Origin of the sequence: Xanthomonas sp. 1678, from assembly GCF_031455575.1 — a bacterium.
Taxonomy (GTDB): Bacteria; Pseudomonadota; Gammaproteobacteria; order Xanthomonadales; family Xanthomonadaceae; genus Xanthomonas_A.
On the sequence record NZ_JAVDSZ010000001.1, the window covers coordinates 684,821 to 702,667 of the forward strand.

Genomic DNA, 17,847 nt, shown 5'->3' on the forward strand with positions numbered 1-17,847 from the left:
CCCGGTCCCCAGTCCCGGCTCCACCTAGAGCTTCCCCTTCATCGACCGGTAATCCCGCGGCGTCATCCCCACCGTGGCCTTGAACTGGCGCGCGAACGCGCTCTGGTCGGCGAAGCCGCAGGCCTGGCCGATGCTGGCGATGCTGTCCTCGCCGTGCAGCAGGCGCATCGCCGCTTCGATCCGCATCTTGGTCAGCAGTTGCTGCGGGGTCAGCTGGAATACGCGGCGGAAGTGCCGCTCCAGCTGCGCCACCGACAGTTCCGCCAGGTCGGCCAGGGTCTGCACGCGCAGGTTGTCGCCGTAGTGGACCTGCATGTGCTCCATCGCGCGGCTGATGCGTTCGTAGGCGGAGTGGCGGCTGTCGGGCTGGCCCAGGTCGCGGGAGATGCCGACCACGCCGATCACCTCGTTGTGCTCGCACAGCGGGCGCTTGAAGGTCAGGCACCAGCCGGGGGTGCGGTTCGGGAACAGGTGCACTTCCAACTGGTTCTCGATCATCTCCCCGCACAACACGCGCCGGTCCTGCATCAGGTAGCTGCCGCCCAGCGGCAACGGGAACACTTCCAGCGCCGATTTGCCGATCAGGTCGGTGCGGTATTTCTTGCCCAGGCGCCGCACCAGGGTCAGGTTGACGTGGGTGTAGCGGCCGTCGCGGTCCTTGACGAAGAACACCACGTCCGGCAACGCATCGAACAGCGTCTGCATTTCCAGCGCCGAAATCATCGTCTCCATCTGCATTCACCGGGCGGTTGTAGGCTGCTGCGACAGGTACGCCGCGGCGTACCCCTGTAAGTCGATCCTAGCCTATGTGGGGCGCCCCGGGCGATTGGGGTTGTGCGAACTTCCGCATTTATGACAGGCAAACGCTGCTAGCCCGCGGCAGCTCGGAATGTGAGCATGGGCCTATGCATACACTCGATGTGATCGACTCGCATACCGGCGGCGAACCGACCCGTGTCGTCGTCGCCGGCTTCCCCGACCTGGGCACTGGCCCCCTGGCGCAACGGCGCGATCTGTTCCGCGATCGTTTCGATCGCTGGCGCAGCGCCATCGCCTGCGAGCCGCGCGGCTCGGACACCATGGTCGGCGCGCTGCTGCTGCCGCCGATCGCGGCCGACGCCTGCGCCGCGGTGATCTTCTTCAACAACGTCGGCTACCTGGGCATGTGCGGCCACGGCACCATCGGCCTGGTGCGCACGCTGGCCGACATGGGCCGGCTGGCGCCAGGTACGCACCGCATCGAGACGCCGGTGGGCACGGTCGGGGTGGAACTGCACGGCGACGGACGGGTGTCGGTGGACAACGTGGAGAGCTACCGCCACGCCACCGGCATCGAAGTGCAGGTGCCCGGCTACGGCCGCGTGCGCGGCGATGTGGCCTGGGGCGGCAACTGGTTCTTCATCACCGAGCAGACCCCGTGCGCGCTGGAACTGCGCAACCAGCGCGCGCTGACCGCCTACACCGAGGCGCTGCGGCTGGCGCTGGAGGCGGCCGGCATCCGCGGCGCCGACGACGGCGAGATCGACCATATCGAGATCAACGGCCCGGCGCCGGACGCCAGCGCCGATGCGCGCAACTTCGTGCTGTGCCCGGGCCTGGCCTACGACCGCTCGCCGTGCGGCACCGGCACCAGCGCCAAGCTGGCGTGCCTGGCCGCCGACGGCAAGCTGGCCGCCGGCCAGGTGTGGCGCCAGCAGGGCATCCTCGGCAGCTTGTTCGAAGCCAGCTACGTGCCGGGCACCCGCGGCGTGCTGCCGCGGATCACCGGGCAGGCCCACCTCACCGCGCGCGCGCAGCTGCTGATCGATCCGCAGGATCCGTTCGCCTGGGGCATCGGCGCCGAATGAGCGGCTTCGACCTGATCGTCGTCGGCGCCGGTATCGTCGGCGCAGCCTGCGCCGATGCGGCCGCCGCCGAGGGCCTGCGGGTGGCGATCGTCGAGTCGGGCAGCATCGGCGGCGGTTCCACCGCCGCGGCGATGGGCCATCTGGTGGCGATGGACGACGACCCCGCGGAACTGGCGCTGTCGGCGTATTCGCTGCGCCTGTGGGAACAATTCGCGCAGCTGCCGGAGGCCGAGTACAGCCGCTGCGGCACGCTGTGGGTGGCGCGGCAGGCGCGCGAGCTGGAGGCGATCCCGGCCAAGATCCAGCGCCTGGCCGCCGCCGGCGTGCGCGCCGAGGCGATCGGCGCCGAGGCGCTGTACCAGTTGGAGCCGGCATTGGTGCCGGGCCTGGCTGGCGGCATGCGCGTGGCCGCCGAGGCGGTGGTGTATCCGCCGCGGATGGCGCGGCACCTGGTCGGCCGCGCGCTCGCCGCCGGTGCGCAGCTTTTCGCCGGGCGCCGTGCGCTGGCGCTGGCCGCCGACGGGCTGCGCCTGGACGATGGCAGCCGCCTGAGCGGACCGGTGCTGGTCGCCACTGGCTGCGCGCTGCCGGAACTGCTGCCGGAACTGCCGATGCGTGCGCGCAAGGGCCAGTTGGTGATCACCGACCGCTATCCCGGCTTCGTCGGCCATCAGTTGCTGGAGCTGGGCTATGCCGACAGCGCACACGGCAGCGACGGCAGCAGCGTGGCGTTCAACGTGCAGCCGCGGCCGACCGGGCAGATCCTGATCGGCTCCTCGCGCGAATTCGACGCCAGCGACCGCGGCGTGTCGATGCCGATGCTGCAGCGCATGCTCGAGCGCGCGTTCGCGTTCCTGCCCGGGCTGCGCCAGTTGCAGGCGATCCGGGTCTGGACCGGGCTGCGTCCGGCCACGCCCGACGGCCGTCCGTACCTGGGCGCGGTGCCGCAGCGCAACGGCGTGTGGGTCGCGGCCGGCCACGAAGGGCTGGGCGTGACCACCGCGCTGGGCAGCGCACGGCTGCTGCTGGATCTGCTGCTGCAGCGCACCCCCGCACTGGACCCGGCGCCGTTCGCGCCGGCGCGGGCATTGTCGTGAGCGCGCCGATGCTGCGCCTGCAGGTCAACGGCCAGGCCCTGGAAGTGCTGGCCGGCAGCAGCGTGGCCGCGGCGGTGGCGCAGGTCGCGGTGCATTTCCGCCGCTCGCGCAGCGGCCAGCCGCGCGCGCCGCTGTGCGGCATGGGCGTGTGCAGCGAATGCCGGGTGCGCATCGACGGCGTCGGCCAGTTGCGCGCCTGCATCACCCCGGCGCGCGACGGCATGCAGGTGTGGACCGATGGCTGAGCCGCGCGCGCTGCATTACGACGTGGTCGTGGCCGGCGCCGGTCCGGCCGGGCTGGCGGCGGCGTTGGCCGCGGCCGGGCACGGCCGGCGCGTGGCGCTGGTCGACCTGCAGGCGCGCGCCGGCGGCCAGATCTGGCGCCACGACGTCGCCCACGCGCCGCCGCGGCTGGCCGCGCGCGTGCTGGCGCAGCTGGCGGCGAGCAAGATCGAATTCCTGTCGCAGACCCAGTTGCTGATGGCGCAGGACCGGCAACTGCTGGCCGATGGCCCGCAGGGCGCGCGCTGGATCGGCTACGACGCGCTGGTGCTGGCCACCGGTGCGCGCGAACTGCTGCTGCCGTTCCCGGGCTGGACCTTGCCCGGCGTCACCGGCGCCGGCGGCGCGCAGGCGCTGGCCAAGCAGGGCTGGCCGCTGGCCGGCAAGCGCGTGCTGGTCGCCGGCAGCGGTCCGCTGTTGCTGGCCAGCGCGGCGACGCTGCGCCGGCACGGCGCGCAGGTGCTGGGCATCGTCGAACAGGCGCCGCTGCGCGCGCTGGCCGGCTTCGCCGCGCAGTTGCCGTGGCGCTGGCCGGACAAGGCGCTGCAGGCGCTGGCGCTGCGCGCGCAACTTGCCGGCGTCGGCTACCACAGCGGCAGCGTGGTGCTGGCCGCGCACGGCGAGGGCCAACTGCAGTCGGTGGAGATCGACGGCCCGCGCGGCCGCCGCCGCATCGACTGCGACCAGCTGGCGGTGGGCTACGGCCTGGTGCCGAACGTGGAACTGGCGCAGCTGCTCGGCTGCCGCCTGGCGCACAGCGGCGCGCATCCGTGCGTGGCGGTGGACGCGCAACTGCGCACCAGCGTCGAAGGCGTGTACGCGGCCGGCGAAGCGCTGGGCATCGGCGGCCGCGACTGCGCGCGGGTCGAAGGCGCCATCGCCGGGCACCTGGCGGCCGGACAGGGCGCCGCCGCGCAGGCGCTGCACCCGCAACGGCGGCGCGCGCGCGCGTTCGCCACCTTGCTGCAGCGCCACTTCGCGCTGGACCCGCGCATCCACGCGCTGGCCGCGCCGGACACGCTGGTGTGCCGCTGCGAGGACGTGCCGCTGTCGGCGCTGCGTGGCTACGACGATCTGCGCGACGCCAAGCTGGCCACGCGTTGCGGCATGGGCGCCTGCCAGGGCCGCATCTGCGGCAGCGCGCTGACCGAGCTGGGTCTGGCGCCGCGGCACGACGATTTCTCCGACGACGGCCGCCGGCCGCCGCTGTTCCCGGTGCGGCTGGCCGCGCTGGCCGATTGCCTGCCAAGCGCTTCCCCTCCCGACCACTCCTTCCCAACCCTCGACAAGGTGTAATCCCATGAGCAAGGCTTCCTTCTGGTACGGCGTGCTGCCGGCCATCACCACTCCGTTCAATGCCGACGGCAGCATCGACCACGCGTTCCTGGCCAAGCATGCGCAGGTCATGGTCGACGCCGGCTGCACCGCGATCGTGCCGCTGGGTTCGCTCGGCGAAGCGGCCACGCTCAGCTTCGACGACAAGGTCGCGGTCCTGAAGACCCTGGTGCAGGCGCTGGACGGCCGCATCCCGGTGGTGCCGGGCATCGCCGCGCTGTCCACCGACGAGGCCGTGCGCCTGGCGCAGGCCGCCAAGCAGGTCGGCTGCGGCGGGATCATGGTGCTGCCGCCGTATGTGTACTCCACCGACTGGCGCGAGATGGGCGCGCATGCGCGTGCGGTGATCGCCGCCACCGACCTGCCGGTGATCCTGTACAACAACCCGGTGGCCTACAAGACCGATTTCAGCCCGGCGCAGATCGCCGAACTGGCCGCCGAATTCCCGAACCTGCAGGCGGTCAAGGAATCCTCTGGCGACGTGCGCCGCTTCGCCGCGCTGGGCGAGCTGCTCAACGACCGCCTGGTGCTGCTGGTGGGCATGGACGATGCGATCGTCGAAGGCCTCAGCATGGGCGCCAAGGGCTGGATCGCCGGCCTGGTCAATGCGTATCCGAAGGAGTCGGTGAAGCTGTTCGAGCTGGCCCGCGACGGCGGCTACCCGGCGGCCAAGGCGCTGTACGACTGGTTCCTGCCGCTGCTGCGCCTGGACACCGTGCCCAAGTTCGTGCAGCTGATCAAGCTGGTGCAGGAGAAGGTCGGCCTGGGCAGCGAGCGCGTGCGCGCGCCGCGCCTGGTCGTCGACGGTGCCGAGCGCGAGGCGGCGCTGAAGGTGATCGACCACGCCATCGCCACCCACCCCGGGCTCTGAGATGAGCATGCAGCCGCTGTTGCTCGCCGGCCACTGGCAGCCCTCGCTGGAGCTGCGCGGCAGCTTCCGCGCCGAGGATCCGCGCGACGGGAACGCATTCGGCCCGGAGTTCCCGGTCAGCGGCGCCGCCGACCTGGAAGCGGCGCTGAGCGCGGCGGTGCTGGTCGCCGACGCGCTGGCCGCGGCGTCGCCCGAGCGCATCGCCGGCTTCCTCGACGCCTACGCCGCGGCGATCGAGGCCGACGTCGCGCAACTGGTCGCGCTGGCGCATGCCGAGACCGGCCTGCCGGCCGAGCCGCGCCTGGCCAAGGTGGAACTGCCGCGCGCCAGCGGCCAGTTGCGCCAGGCCGCGCAGGCGGTGCGCAGCCATAGCTGGACGCAGCCGGTGATCGACACCGCGGCCGGGCTGCGCGCGCAGCTGGGGCCGCTGCACAAGCCGGTATTGGTGTTCGGCCCGAACAACTTCCCGTTCGCGTTCAACGCGGTGGCCGGCAGCGATTTCGCCTCGGCGATCGCCGCGCGCAATCCGGTCATCGCCAAGGCGCATCCCTCGCACCCGGCCACCAGCCAGCGCCTGGCGCAGCTCGCGCACCAGGCATTGCTGGACAACGGCCTGCCGGCCGCGGCGGTGCAGTTGCTGTACCACTTCGACAACGCGCTGGGCCTGGAACTGGCCGGCGATCCGCGGCTGGGCGCGATCGGCTTCACCGGCAGCCGTGCCGGCGGGCTGGCACTGAAGGCCGCGGCCGACCGCGCCGGGGTGCTGGCCTATGTCGAGCTGTCCAGCGTCAATCCGGTGTTCCTGCTGCCGGGCGTGCTGGCCGAGCGCGGCACGGCGCTGGCGCAGGAATTCTTCTCCTCGTGCACGATGGGCAGCGGCCAGTTCTGCACCAATCCCGGCATCCTGGTAGTGCCCGATGGCGAGGCCGGCGATGCGTTCGTCGCCGCGGCCGCGGCGCACTTCGCCGGCGCTGCGCCGAGCCTGCTGTTCTCGCGCGGCGTGCTCGAGCACCTGCAACGCGGCGTGGCCACGCTGCGCGACGCCGGCGCCGCGCTGCTGGCCGGCGGCGACGCAGCAGCGGCGCCGGGCTATCGGCATGCGCCGACCCTGCTGCAGGTCTCGGCGCAGGCCTTCCTGCAACAGCCCGAGGCGCTGCAGACCGAGGCGTTCGGCCCGGTCAGCCTGGTGGTGCGTGTCGCCGGCCTGGCGGAAATGACCGCGCTGGCGCACAGCCTGGAGGGCAACCTCACCGGCACCGTGTACCGTGCCGCCGACGGCAGCGACGACGTGCTGTTCGCCGCGGTGGCCGCGGCGCTGCGGCCGCGGGTAGGACGCTTGATCTGCAACAAGATGCCGACCGGCGTGGCGGTCAGCGCGGCGATGAATCACGGCGGGCCGTACCCGAGCACCGGCCATCCGGGCTTCACCGCGGTCGGCATGCCGGCCGCGATCCGCCGCTTCGCCGCGCTGCACAGCTACGACGGCCTGCCCGATGCGCTGCTGCCGGAACTGCTGCGCGACCGCAATCCTGGCGGCGTGCAGCGGCTGATCGACGGCCAGTGGAGCACCGCCGACGTGGGGCAGGCGACATGAGCGCGGCGCAGATCGGCGGGCTGAGCCTGGCCATGGCGCAGGCGCAGCTGGCGCCGTGGCCGACCCCGGCGCCGCCGATCCAGCCGCAGGAATACCAGCAGCGGCTGGCGCAGGCACGCACCTTGCTGCGCGCGCACGGCGCCGATGCGCTGCTGATCGGCGCCGGCGCCTCGCTGCGTTATTTCACCGGCGTGGCGTGGGGCGCCAGCGAGCGCCTGGTGGCGATGCTGCTGACCGCCGAGGGCGATCCGCTGCTGATCTGCCCGGCGTTCGAGGAAGGCTCGCTGGACGCGGTGCTGCGCATCCCGGTGCGCAAGCGGCTGTGGGAAGAACACGAGGACCCGCACGGGCTGGTCGCCGAGGCGCTGAGCGAACTCGGCGCGCAGGCGCTGGCGCTGGATCCGGGCATCGCCTTCGCGGTGCATAGCGGGTTGAGCGCGGTGCTGGACCGGGTCGCGATCCGCGACGCGACACTGATCGTGGATGGCTGCCGCATGCGCAAGTCGGCCGCGGAGCTGGCGTTGATGCAGCAGGCCTGCGACATGACCCTGCAGGTGCAGCGCCTGGCCGCGGGCCTGGTCCACGAAGGCATCACCACCGCCGAACTGGTGCGCTTCATCGACCAGGCGCACCGCGCGCTCGGCGCCGACAACGGCTCCACCTTCTGCATCGTGCAGTTCGGCCATGCCACCGCCTATCCGCACGGCATCCCCGGGGTGCAGGCGCTGCGTCCGGGCGAACTGGTGCTGATCGATACCGGCTGCACCGTGCACGGCTACCACTCCGACATCACCCGCACCTACATCTTCGGCGAACCGAGCGAGAAGCAGCGGCGTATCTGGCAGCTGGAGCACGATGCGCAGGCCGCCGCGTTCGCCGCGGTGCGCCCGGGCGTGAGTTGCGCGGCCGTGGACCAGGCCGCACGCGAGGTGCTGCAGGCGGCGGGCCTGGGGCCCGACTATCGCTTGCCGGGACTGCCGCACCGCACCGGCCACGGCTGCGGCATGAGCATCCACGAGGCGCCGTACCTGGTGCGCGGCAACGCGCTGGCGCTGGCGCCGGGCATGTGCTGCAGCAACGAGCCGATGATCGTGGTGCCGGGCGAGTTCGGCGTGCGCCTGGAAGACCATTTCTACGTCACCGAACACGGCGCGCAGTGGTTCACGCCGCCGTCGCCGGCGATCGATCGGCCGTTCGCCTGATGCGCGCGGCGGCCACCAGCGCCTTGCGCCGCTCGCGCGTGCCGCCGCCCGCGTTGCATCTGTTTGCCGGAGTCCGCTGATGAGATGCGTCCGCCTGTTCGTCCCCGGTGCGCTGGCCGCGGCGTTGCTGGTGGCCTGCCAGCCGGCCACGCCACCGCAGCAAGCCACGGCCACAGCTACCGCCGCGCCGCTGCAGAAGCCCGACGAAGCCTTCGCCGCCTTGCTCGACGCGCAGTGGCAGTACCAGCTCGAACACCATCCGGAATTCGCCAGCATCATCGGCGACACGCGCTACAACGATCGCTGGAGCGACTATTCGCCGGCGGCGCTGCAGGCCGAGCGGCAGGCCACCGCCGAGTTCCTGAAGCGCTTCGAGGCGGTGGATGCGACGGCGCTGTCGGCGCAGGACCAGCTGAGCCTGCAGATGATGCTGCGCCAGTTGCGCGACCGGCTGGAGGCGATCGCGCTGAACAACGATGCGATGCCGCTGGAGCCGGTCGGCGGCATCCAACTGGCGTTGCCGGGCTATGCGCAGGCGTTCCCGTTCGCCAGCGTCAAGGACTACGAGGACTACATCAAGCGCCTGCAGGCGATCCCGGCCCTGCTCGACCAGGTGGTGGCGCTGTCGCGCGCCGGCGCCAAGGTCGGGCTGGTGCAGCCCAAATACCTGCTAGAGCGCATTCCGGCGCAGGTGCGCGAGATCGCCGCGCCGGCCGGGGCCGACAGCCCGTTCGCGCTGCCGCTGCAGACGTTCCCCGACGCGGTGCCGGCGGCCGAGCGCGCGCGCCTGCGCGCGGCGATGCTCGCGGCGATCGACCAGCAGGTGCGTCCGGCCTACGCCAAGCTGGCCGATTTCGTCGCCGACGAATACGCGCCGCAGGGCCGCGCCGACGAAGGTCTGTGGTCGCTGCCCGATGGCGAGCGCCGCTATCGCTACGCGATCCATACCCAGACCACCACCGACAAGTCGCCCGAGCAGATCCACCAGATCGGCCTGGCCGAAGTGGCGCGCATCGAAGGCGAGATGAGCGCGATCGCCAAACAGCTCGGCTATGCCGACCTGGCCGCGCTGCGCAAGGCGGTGGCGCGCGACCGCAGGTTCTTCGCCAGTTCGCGCGAGCAGATCCTGCAGCGCTACCGCGACGACATCGCGCAGATGCAGCCGCAGCTGCCCAAGCTGTTTGGCACCTTGCCGAAGACGCCGTTGGAAGTGCGCGCGATGGCCGAGTTCCGCAGCACCGCGCCGGGCGCCGAGTATTGGCAGAGCGACGCGCAAGGCAGCAAGCCGGCGCTGGTGATGGTCAACACCAGCGACTACGCGCAGCGCACCCTGGTCAACATCGAGGCCACCGCGTATCACGAGGGCGTGCCCGGCCATCACCTGCAGATCTCGCTCGCGCAGACCCTGCCGCTGCCGCTGTTCCGCCAGCAGTCCGGCTACAACGCCTACGTCGAAGGCTGGGCACTGTATGCCGAGCGGCTGGGCAAGGACGTGGGGTTCTACAAGGACCCGTACAGCGACTACGGCCGCCTGGCCGGCGAGCTGCTGCGCGCCAATCGGCTGGTGCTGGACACCGGCGTGCACTACAAACGCTGGACCCGGCAGCAGATGATCGACTTCTTCCACGCGCATCCGTCCGACGACGAACCCAGCATCCAGGCCGAGACCGACCGCTACATCGCCTGGCCGGGCCAGGCGCTGGGCTACAAGCTCGGCGAGCTCGACATCCTGGCGCTGCGCGAGAAGGCCAAGCGCGAACTCGGCGCGGGTTTCGACATCCGCGCCTTCCACGACCAGATCCTCGGCGGCGGCGCGATGCCGCTGGACCTGCTGGATGCGCGCATCGACGCGTGGATCGCGCAGGTCAAGGCCGCTGCGGTCGCCACCCCGGAGAAACCCCGATGAGCCTGAGTTCCCGACTTCGCGCGCCGCTGCTGCTGGCGATCGTCTGCACGCTGGCGGGGCAGGGCGTCGCCATCGCCGCCGAACCCGCGCAGGCCGCCGCAGCGACCACCAACGACGCCGGCGCGCGCTTCAAGGCGTTGTACCTGCGCGAGTGGAAATGGCGCCAGGAGCAGTCCGCCGGCGCCGACGACGAGGACAGCCAGGGCGCCGCGGCCGACCATCTGCCCAAGGTCGACCTGGCCACGCAGAACCAGCGCACCGCGTACTGGCAGCAGGTGCTGCGCGAGCTCGATGCGATCGCGCCGGCGCAGCTGTCGGCGCAGGACCAGGTGAACTACCAGGTCTACCGCCAGCAGATCGCGGTGTTCCTGGACCAGCAACGCTTCCGCGCCTGGGAGATGCCGTTCAACAGCGACACAGCGTTCTGGAGCAATCTCGGCTTCAGCGCCCGCGCCACGCTGCGCACACGCGACGACTACCAGCGCTACCTGAAAGTGCTGGCCGACATCCCGCGCTACTTCGACGAGCAGATGGTCAACATGCGCGCCGGCCTGGCGCGCGGTTTCAGCCAGCCGAAGGTGACGCTGGCCGGCCGCGACCAGTCGATCGCCGACGTGGCCTCGGCCAGCGGCGAGGCCAACCTGTTCTACACCCCGTTCAAGCAGATGCCGGCCAGCATCCCGGCCGAGGCGCAGGCGCAACTGCGGCAGCAGGCGCTGGACGCGATCGCGCATAGCGTGGTGCCGGCCTACACCGACCTGCTGCGCTTCATGCGCGAGGAATACCAGCCCAAGGCGCGCAGCACGCTCGCCGGCGAGGCGTTGCCGGACGGCAAGGACTATTACCGCGCGCAGATCCGCGAGTTCACCACGCTGGACCTGTCGCCCGAGCAGATCCACCAGATCGGGCTGCGCGAAGTGGCCAAGCTGCGCAAGGACATGGACCAGACCATCGCCGCCAGCGGCTTCGTCGCGCCGCCGGGGCAGGCGACCTTCCCGGCGTTCCTGAAATTCCTGCGCACCGATCCGCAGTTCTATCCGAAGACGCCGGAGGAGCTGCTCAAGCAGGCGGCGTGGATCTCCAAGCGCGTGGACGCCAAGGTCGGCGACTACATCGGCCGGCTGCCGCGGCAGCGCTTCGCGATCGAGCCGGTGCCGCCGGACCTGGCGCCGTTCTACACCGGCGGCCGCGGCGGCCCGGGCATCTACCTGGTCAACACCTACAACCTGCCGTCGCGGCCGCTGTACAACCTGACCGCGCTGACCCTGCACGAATCCTCGCCCGGCCACGCGCTGCAGATGCCGCTGGCGGCCGAGCAGCAGGGCCTGCCGGACTTCCGCCGCTACGGCTACATCTCCGCCTACGGCGAAGGCTGGGCGCTGTACTCGGAATACCTGGGGCAGGAGATGGGGATGTACGACACCGCGTACGACCGCTTCGGCTACCTGACCTACCAGATGTGGCGCGCCTGCCGGCTGGTGATCGACACCGGCATCCACCACAAGGGCTGGACCCGCGAACAGGCGATCGCCTACCTGCGCGACAACACCGCGCTGAGCGAGCACGAAGTCACCACCGAGGTCGACCGCTACATCGCCTGGCCGGGGCAGGCGCTGTCGTACTACCTGGGCGAGCTGAAGATCATCGAGCTGCGGCGCAAGGCGGAGGCCGCGCTCGGCGAGAAGTTCGACATCCGCGCCTTCCACGACGCAATCCTGGAAACCGGTTCGGTGCCGCTGCCGGTACTGGAGCAGCGCATCGACCGTTTCATCGCCGAGGGTGGGAAATCGCCGTGGACACAGGAGGCGCCAAAGCAGTAGGCATGCTAACGCCCCTCTCCCATCGGGGCGGCAGGGCACAGCTTGCGCGCCACTGGCGCGCGTGCTCTGGAGCCCGCGCCGCTGGCGCGGGCCGGGGCGCGGAGCGGGGGTTGGGGTGAGGGTACGGTCGAAGCCTCAAGCAATCGAAACGACATGAGGCTGCGCCCGTACCCTCATCCGCCCCTTCGGGGCACCTTCTCCCGGGGGGAGAAGGGGGGGGAGGAAGCTTGCAATTGGAGCAGGAAGCACCTGGGCGCGTCGCTTTGAGCCCCTCTCCCTTCGGGAGAGGGGTTGGGGTGAGGGTACGGCGCGAAGCCTCATGCAGTCGAACGACACGAGGCTTCGCCCGTACCCTCATCCGCCCCTTCGGGGCACCTTCTCCCGAAGGAGAAGGGAACAGTAGTTAGGAATAGTCGGTTACAACTTCCAGCGGGGGCACCATGGCCACACAAGGCAAGTTCCACAAGCGTCTGAGCCTGACCGACCTGACCTTCATCGGGCTCGGTTCGATCTTCGGTTCCGGTTGGCTGTTCTCGGCCAGCCACGTGTCGGCCATCGCCGGTCCGGCCGGCATCGTGTCGTGGATCGCAGGCGGCGTGGCGGTGCTGCTGCTGGGCCTGGTGTACTGCGAACTGGGCGCGGCGCTGCCGCGTGCCGGCGGCGTGGTGCGCTACCCGGAGTATTCGCACGGCGCGCTGCTCGGCTGGCTGATGGGCTTCATCACCCTGATCGCGTTTTCCAGCCTCATCGCGATCGAGGTCGAGGCCGCGCGGCAGTACGCCGCGGCCTGGTTCCCCTCGTTGAACCAGGCCGGCAGCAGCCATCCCAGCATCGCCGGCTGGCTGCTGCAGTTCGCGCTGCTGCTGGTGTTCTTCCTGCTCAACTACTTCAGCGTCAAGACCTTCGCCACCGCCAACAACATCGTCAGCGTGTTCAAGTTCCTGGTGCCGGTGTTGATCATCGTGCTGCTGATGGCGCACTTCAATCCGCAGAACCTGCACGTGCAGGGTTTCGCGCCGTTCGGCGCGGCCGGGGTGGAAGCGGCGATCTCGGCCGGCGGCATCATCTTCGCCTACCTCGGGCTGACCCCGATCGTGTCGGTGGCCAGCGAGGTGCGCGATCCGCAGCGCAACATCCCGATCGCGCTGATCCTGTCGGTGGCGCTGTCCACGGTCATCTACGTGCTGCTGCAGCTGGCGTTCCTGGGCAGCGTGCCGGGCAGCTATCTGGCGCAGGGCTGGGGCGGCATCGACAAGGCGTTCGCGCTGCCGTACCACGACATCGCGCTGGCGCTGGGCCTGGGTTGGCTGGCGGCGCTGGTGATCTGCGACGCGATGATCTCGCCCAGCGGCACCGGCAACATCTACATGAACGCCACCCCGCGCGTGGTCTACGGCTGGGCGCGCAGCGGCGGCTTCCTGCCGGTGCTGACCAAGGTGGACGCCAAGTCCGGCATCCCGCGCCCGGCGCTGTGGCTGAGCCTGGCGATGTCGGTGTTCTGGACTCTGCCGTTCCCGTCGTGGGAGACGCTGATCCAGGTGGTGTCGGCGGCGCTGGTGCTGAGCTATGCGGTGGCGCCGGTCACCGTGGCCGCGCTGCGCCGCAGCGCGCCGGAGCTGCCGCGGCCGTTCCTGCTGCGCGGCATGGGGCTGCTCGGGCCGCTGTCGTTCATCGTCGCCGCGCTGATCGTGTACTGGTCCACCTGGAAAACCTTGTCGTGGTTGCTCGGCCTGCAGATCGCGATGTTCGTGCTGTACGTGCTGTACCGGCTGCCGCGCGCGTCCGCACGCGCGCTGCTGTGGCGGCAGGTGCGTGGCGCGCTGTGGCTGATCGGCTTCTTCGTGCTGGTGTTGCTGGTGTCCTACCTGGGCACCTTCGGCGGCATCGGCTGGATCGCGCATCCCTGGGACACGCTGAGCGTGGCGGTGATCGCGTTCGGCTGCTACCACTGGGGCGCGCGCACCGGATTGCGCAGCGACGAACTGGCGCTGGAAGAGGACGACGGGGAATAGGTTGCTCGCTTTTTTGTAGGAGCGGCTTCAGCCGCGACAGGCGCTCTGCAGCATCCTGTCGCGGCTGATGGCCCGAGGCCACGTAGAGCCGCTCCTACAGAAGAGCCGGAATTCAGGGGATATCGGAACGTAATGAACAGACTCCTTGCATCGATCGTGCTGGCCGCGGCGTCCTTCGCCGGCCAGGCCCAGGCCGCGCCCAGCGCCGCCGACTACCAGCGCTCGCTCGGCCTGCGCGAGGCGTGGATGACCTTGACCGAGAACGTCGCGTGGCCGGCGCAGTGGCGCGACGACGGTGCGTTCTACTACCGCAAGACGGTGCCTGGTGGTTTCGCCTTCGTGCTCGAGGACGTGGCCGGCCAGCGCAAGCAGCGGGCGTTCGATGCGGCGCGGCTGGCGCGCGCGCTGAGCAAGGCGGCAGGCACCGACTACCCGGCGTTGCGCCTGCCGTTCGACCGCTTCGACTATGCGGCCGACGCCGGCCGCGCCAATGCCGCAATCGTGTTCCAGATCGACTATGCGCCGTGGCGCTGCACGCTCGCCGATTATGTCTGCGCGCGCGCCGATGACGGCCCACAGTCGCGTCCGCGCGGCTTCGGCGTGGTCCGCGATCCGGCGGTGGCCGCCGACAACACGCCGCGGCGCTCGCCGGACGGGCGCTGGGAGGCGTTCGCCGACGGCCACGACATCGTGCTGCGCAGCGTCGCCGACGGCCACGTGCTGCGCCTGAGCGAGGATGGCCGCGCCGACGAGTTCTACGATCCGGAAACGCTGGCCTGGTCGCCGGATTCGCAGCGGCTGGCGCTGTACCGGGTAAGGCCCGGATTCGCGCGGCGGGTGACACGGGTAGAGGCGGCGCCGCCGGGCGGCGGCCAACCGCGCGTGCGTACCCAGTTGTATCCCAAGCCTGGCGACGCGGTGGATGTCGAGCGGCCGGTGCTGTTCGACCTCAGCGCCATGTCCACCGGCGCCGGCGTGCGCCGCATCGACATCGACGCTGCGCTGTTCGCCAATCCCTACCAGCTGTCGCCGATCCAGTGGCGCAAGGACGGCCGCAGCTTCGTGTTCGACTACGTGCAGCGCGGCTTCCAGCGCATGCGCGCGATCGCGGTGGACGCGGCCAGCGGCCGCGCGCACGTGGCGGTGGGCGAGGATGCCAAGACCTTCGTCTACGCCGACCGCAGCTTCCGCCACGACGTGGACGGGCTCGGCAAGGAGATCCTGTGGATCTCCGAGCGCGACGGCTGGCGCCACCTGTACCTGTTCGACGGGGCCAGCGGCAAGGTCAAGCGCCAGATCACCAAGGGCGACTGGATCGTGCGCGAGGTGCTGCGCGTGGACGATGCGCAGCGGCGCATCTGGTTCTCCGCCAGCGGCATGGACGCGGGCAAGGATCCGTACTACCGGCAACTGTTCGCGGTGGATTTCGACGGCGGCCGGCTGACCCGGTTGAGCACGGCCGATGCCGACCACGACGTGGCCATCGCCGGCGACGGCCGCCACTACGTGGACACCTATTCGCGTCCGGACCTGCCGCCGGTGATGGAGCTGCATGCCATCGACGGCACGCTGCTGCAGGTGGTCGAGCGCGGCGACATCGGCAAGCTGCAGGCGGCCGGCTGGCGCGCGCCGCAGACCTTCGTCGCCAAGGGCCGCGACGGCCGCACCGACATCTGGGGCATGGTGGTGCGCCCGCGCGACTACGATCCGCACAAGAAATACCCGGTGATCGAGAACATCTACGCCGGCCCGCACGACAGCTTCGTGCCCAAGACCTTCTGGCCGTTCGGCTACCACTCCGGCGGCGACAAGCAGATCGGCATGCAGGCGCAGGCCGACCTGGGTTTCATCGTGGTGATGATCGACGGCATGGGCACCGCCAACCGGTCCAAGGCGTTCCACGACGTGGCCTGGAAGAACCTGGGCGATTCCGGCTTCCCCGACCGCATCGCCTGGCACAAGGCGCTGGCCGCGCAGGACCCGTCCTACGACATTTCCCGCGTCGGCATCTACGGCGCCTCGGCCGGCGGGCAGAGCACGCTCGGCGCGCTGGAACGGCATCCGGACTTCTACAAGGTCGGCGTGGCGTTCGCGGGCTGCTACGACAACCGCATGGACAAGATCAGCTGGAACGAGCAGTGGATGGGCTGGCCGGTGGACGCCAGCTATGCCGCCGCCTCCGGCGTGGACAACGCGGCGAAGCTGCGCGGCGAGCTGCTGCTGATCGTCGGCGAGCAGGACAGCAACGTCGACCCGGCCTCGACCGCGCAGGTGGTGGATGCGCTGATCAAGGCCGGCAAGGATTTCGACCTGTTGAACGTGCCCGGCGGCGAGCATTCGGTGGGCCGTTCCAGCGGTCCGATCGACTACGTGCAGCGCCGCCAGTACGACTTCTTCGTGCGGCATCTGCTGGATGCGCCGACGCCGCGCTGGAATGCGCTGCCGTCGGGCGGGCGCGGTGACTGAATCGCTTGCCGCTTCGCCTGAGGAGCGGCTTCGGCCGCGATATCGGAGCCGGACGATCCCTGCGTCGGGGAATCTCTGTCGCGGCTGAAGCCGCTCCTACAGGGGGGCGACGTCGGGCGTCTGGCGCAGCGGTCCCGGTCAATCCTGCGCCTTGGCCGCAGGTTGAGCCAGGAAGGCAGTGCTGGGGTCGGGCGGTGACGGAACGTCGCTGCCTTTGCAGAGGCGGATCCAGGCATCGGCCGGACCGCACAGCGCTGGCCCTGCTGCACGCGCCGGCGTCGGAAACGGCAGTCGAAGGTGTCCCTGGTCGCAGGTTTCAGTTCCCGCAGTAAAGTTGTCGGCGATCATGCCGATGGCAACAACGGGCAACCATTGCGCCTGGAGCAGGGCCGCCACGTTCGTAGCGGTGGCCGGTACGTACGCCTGTCGAGCGGCGACGCGACCGGCTGCGGCCGCAAGCGCTGCGCAATGGCCCCGACGCGCTGCGGGAGACTGTGGCAACCTATCGACCTTGCGACCGCACCACGGCCGCCCGACGAGCAAACGCGCATGAGTTCCATCGCCTCGGTGTCCTCGATCGCCCTGTCCGGCATGCGCGCCGCCGAGTCCGGGTTGCAGGCCCGTGCGCACAATGTGGCCAACGCCGCCACCGAGGGCTTCCAGCGCCAGGTGACGGTGAACCAGGAAGCGCCCGGCGGCGGCGTGACCAGCCAGGTGCAGGCGGTGGGCGGCGAGGGCAGCGACCTGGTCGACGACATGGTCGGCGGGCTGTCCGCGCGCAACGAATTCCAGGCCAACGCGCGGGTGCTGCGCGCGGCCGACGACACGGTCGGCAGCCTGCTGGACGTCCTGGCCTGAGGCCACGGCCGTTTCCTTCTCCCATCGGGACCATGGCCCCCTTCTAGGGGGAAGGTGCCCCGAAGGGGCGGATGAGGGTACGGGCAAAGCCTCCGTGCACCCAACTCCGTGAGACGCTTCGCGCCGTACCCTCACCCCAACCCCTCTCCCGGTGGGAGAGGGGCTAGCCGGCCGCTCCTTTTCCAATCGGGGAGAAGGCGCGCGCGAAGGGGCGGATGAGGGTACGGGCAAAGCCTCGTGCACCCAACTCCGTGAGACGCTTCGCGCCGGACCCTCACCCCAACCCCTCTCCCGGTGGGAGAGGGGCTAGCCGGCCGCTCCTTTTGCCATCGGAGGGAAGGTGTCCCGAAGGTCGGATGAGGGTAGGGGCAAAGCCTCGTGCACCCAACTCCGTGAGACGCTTCGCGCCGGACCCTCACCCCAACCATCTCCCGGTGGGAGAGGGGCTAGCCGGCCGTTCCTTTTGCCATCGGGGAGAAGGTGCCCCGATGGGGGACGAGGGTACGCGCAAAGCCTCATGCAGCCGGTCTTGCACACCTCTGAGGGCACGCGCGAAG

At 70.6% G+C, this 17,847-nt stretch carries 14 protein-coding genes; 12 read left to right on the forward strand and 2 right to left on the reverse strand.

The features are described from left to right. Positions 1-24: 24 nt before the first annotated feature. Complete coding sequence (locus J2Y70_RS03050) at positions 25-732, reverse strand: AraC family transcriptional regulator (protein WP_309913083.1); 708 nt, start codon at positions 730-732, stop codon at positions 25-27. Positions 733-905: 173 nt separating this feature from the next. On the opposite strand from J2Y70_RS03050, the gene J2Y70_RS03055 reads away from it, so the two are divergent. From J2Y70_RS03055 to J2Y70_RS03105, 11 genes are all read left to right on the forward strand, one after another. After that, positions 906-1,847 (forward strand): 4-hydroxyproline epimerase, encoded by a 942-nt coding sequence (locus J2Y70_RS03055; RefSeq protein WP_309913086.1) that lies wholly within the window; start codon positions 906-908, stop codon positions 1,845-1,847. After that, entirely contained in the window at positions 1,844-2,944 is a 1,101-nt protein-coding gene (locus J2Y70_RS03060) for an FAD-dependent oxidoreductase (protein WP_309913089.1), read from the forward strand. The genes J2Y70_RS03055 and J2Y70_RS03060 overlap by 4 nt, the downstream gene beginning before the upstream one ends. An 8-nt stretch (positions 2,945-2,952) precedes the next feature. After that, entirely contained in the window at positions 2,953-3,189 is a 237-nt protein-coding gene (locus J2Y70_RS03065) for a (2Fe-2S)-binding protein (RefSeq protein WP_263398421.1), read from the forward strand. Continuing rightward, entirely contained in the window at positions 3,182-4,522 is a 1,341-nt protein-coding gene (locus J2Y70_RS03070) for an FAD/NAD(P)-binding oxidoreductase (RefSeq protein WP_309913092.1), read from the forward strand. The genes J2Y70_RS03065 and J2Y70_RS03070 overlap by 8 nt, the downstream gene beginning before the upstream one ends. Before the next feature lie 4 nt (positions 4,523-4,526). Then, positions 4,527-5,432, forward strand: a complete 906-nt coding sequence (locus J2Y70_RS03075) for a dihydrodipicolinate synthase family protein (RefSeq protein WP_185813247.1) — start codon at positions 4,527-4,529, stop codon at positions 5,430-5,432. Between the two features lies 1 nt (position 5,433). Then, positions 5,434-7,026, forward strand: a complete 1,593-nt coding sequence (locus tag J2Y70_RS03080; RefSeq protein WP_309913097.1) for an aldehyde dehydrogenase family protein — start codon at positions 5,434-5,436, stop codon at positions 7,024-7,026. Then, complete coding sequence (locus tag J2Y70_RS03085) at positions 7,023-8,228, forward strand: Xaa-Pro peptidase family protein (RefSeq protein ID WP_309913100.1); 1,206 nt, start codon at positions 7,023-7,025, stop codon at positions 8,226-8,228. Before J2Y70_RS03080 ends, J2Y70_RS03085 begins: the two co-directional genes overlap by 4 nt. 79 nt (positions 8,229-8,307) lie before the next feature. Then, complete coding sequence (locus J2Y70_RS03090) at positions 8,308-10,134, forward strand: DUF885 family protein (protein ID WP_309913102.1); 1,827 nt, start codon at positions 8,308-8,310, stop codon at positions 10,132-10,134. After that, positions 10,131-11,954 (forward strand): DUF885 family protein, encoded by a 1,824-nt coding sequence (locus tag J2Y70_RS03095; RefSeq protein ID WP_309913104.1) that lies wholly within the window; start codon positions 10,131-10,133, stop codon positions 11,952-11,954. Before J2Y70_RS03090 ends, J2Y70_RS03095 begins: the two co-directional genes overlap by 4 nt. 440 nt (positions 11,955-12,394) lie before the next feature. Continuing rightward, positions 12,395-13,966, forward strand: a complete 1,572-nt coding sequence (locus J2Y70_RS03100; RefSeq protein WP_309913107.1) for an APC family permease — start codon at positions 12,395-12,397, stop codon at positions 13,964-13,966. A gap of 132 nt (positions 13,967-14,098) precedes the next feature. Further along, on the forward strand, positions 14,099-16,432 hold the full coding sequence (locus J2Y70_RS03105) for a DPP IV N-terminal domain-containing protein (protein WP_309913110.1): 2,334 nt from the start codon (positions 14,099-14,101) through the stop codon (positions 16,430-16,432). Positions 16,433-16,570: 138 nt separating this feature from the next. Here the strand turns inward: J2Y70_RS03105 and J2Y70_RS03110 are convergent, their stop codons facing one another. Further along, complete coding sequence (locus J2Y70_RS03110) at positions 16,571-16,828, reverse strand: hypothetical protein (protein WP_309913111.1); 258 nt, start codon at positions 16,826-16,828, stop codon at positions 16,571-16,573. A 153-nt stretch (positions 16,829-16,981) separates the two neighbouring features. Between J2Y70_RS03110 and J2Y70_RS03115 the strand changes: the two genes are divergently transcribed. Then, the gene (locus tag J2Y70_RS03115) at positions 16,982-17,290 is read left to right on the forward strand and encodes a hypothetical protein (protein ID WP_309913115.1); all 309 of its coding nucleotides are present in this window, start codon (positions 16,982-16,984) and stop codon (positions 17,288-17,290) included. The last annotated feature ends 557 nt before the right edge of the window (positions 17,291-17,847 follow it).

Excerpts from the sequence above, each read along its gene's own strand:
- J2Y70_RS03050 (WP_309913083.1), bottom strand. The coding sequence starts at position 732 with ATGGAGACGATGATTTCGGCGCTGGAAATGCAGACGCTGTTCGATGCG.
- J2Y70_RS03055 (WP_309913086.1), top strand. The coding sequence starts at position 906 with ATGCATACACTCGATGTGATCGACTCGCATACCGGCGGCGAACCGACC.
- J2Y70_RS03060 (WP_309913089.1), top strand. The coding sequence starts at position 1,844 with ATGAGCGGCTTCGACCTGATCGTCGTCGGCGCCGGTATCGTCGGCGCA.
- J2Y70_RS03065 (WP_263398421.1), top strand. The coding sequence starts at position 2,953 with ATGCTGCGCCTGCAGGTCAACGGCCAGGCCCTGGAAGTGCTGGCCGGC.
- J2Y70_RS03070 (WP_309913092.1), top strand. The coding sequence starts at position 3,182 with ATGGCTGAGCCGCGCGCGCTGCATTACGACGTGGTCGTGGCCGGCGCC.
- J2Y70_RS03075 (WP_185813247.1), top strand. The coding sequence starts at position 4,527 with ATGAGCAAGGCTTCCTTCTGGTACGGCGTGCTGCCGGCCATCACCACT.
- J2Y70_RS03080 (WP_309913097.1), top strand. The coding sequence starts at position 5,434 with ATGAGCATGCAGCCGCTGTTGCTCGCCGGCCACTGGCAGCCCTCGCTG.
- J2Y70_RS03085 (WP_309913100.1), top strand. The coding sequence starts at position 7,023 with ATGAGCGCGGCGCAGATCGGCGGGCTGAGCCTGGCCATGGCGCAGGCG.
- J2Y70_RS03090 (WP_309913102.1), top strand. The coding sequence starts at position 8,308 with ATGAGATGCGTCCGCCTGTTCGTCCCCGGTGCGCTGGCCGCGGCGTTG.
- J2Y70_RS03095 (WP_309913104.1), top strand. The coding sequence starts at position 10,131 with ATGAGCCTGAGTTCCCGACTTCGCGCGCCGCTGCTGCTGGCGATCGTC.
- J2Y70_RS03100 (WP_309913107.1), top strand. The coding sequence starts at position 12,395 with ATGGCCACACAAGGCAAGTTCCACAAGCGTCTGAGCCTGACCGACCTG.
- J2Y70_RS03105 (WP_309913110.1), top strand. The coding sequence starts at position 14,099 with ATGAACAGACTCCTTGCATCGATCGTGCTGGCCGCGGCGTCCTTCGCC.
- J2Y70_RS03115 (WP_309913115.1), top strand. The coding sequence starts at position 16,982 with ATGAGTTCCATCGCCTCGGTGTCCTCGATCGCCCTGTCCGGCATGCGC.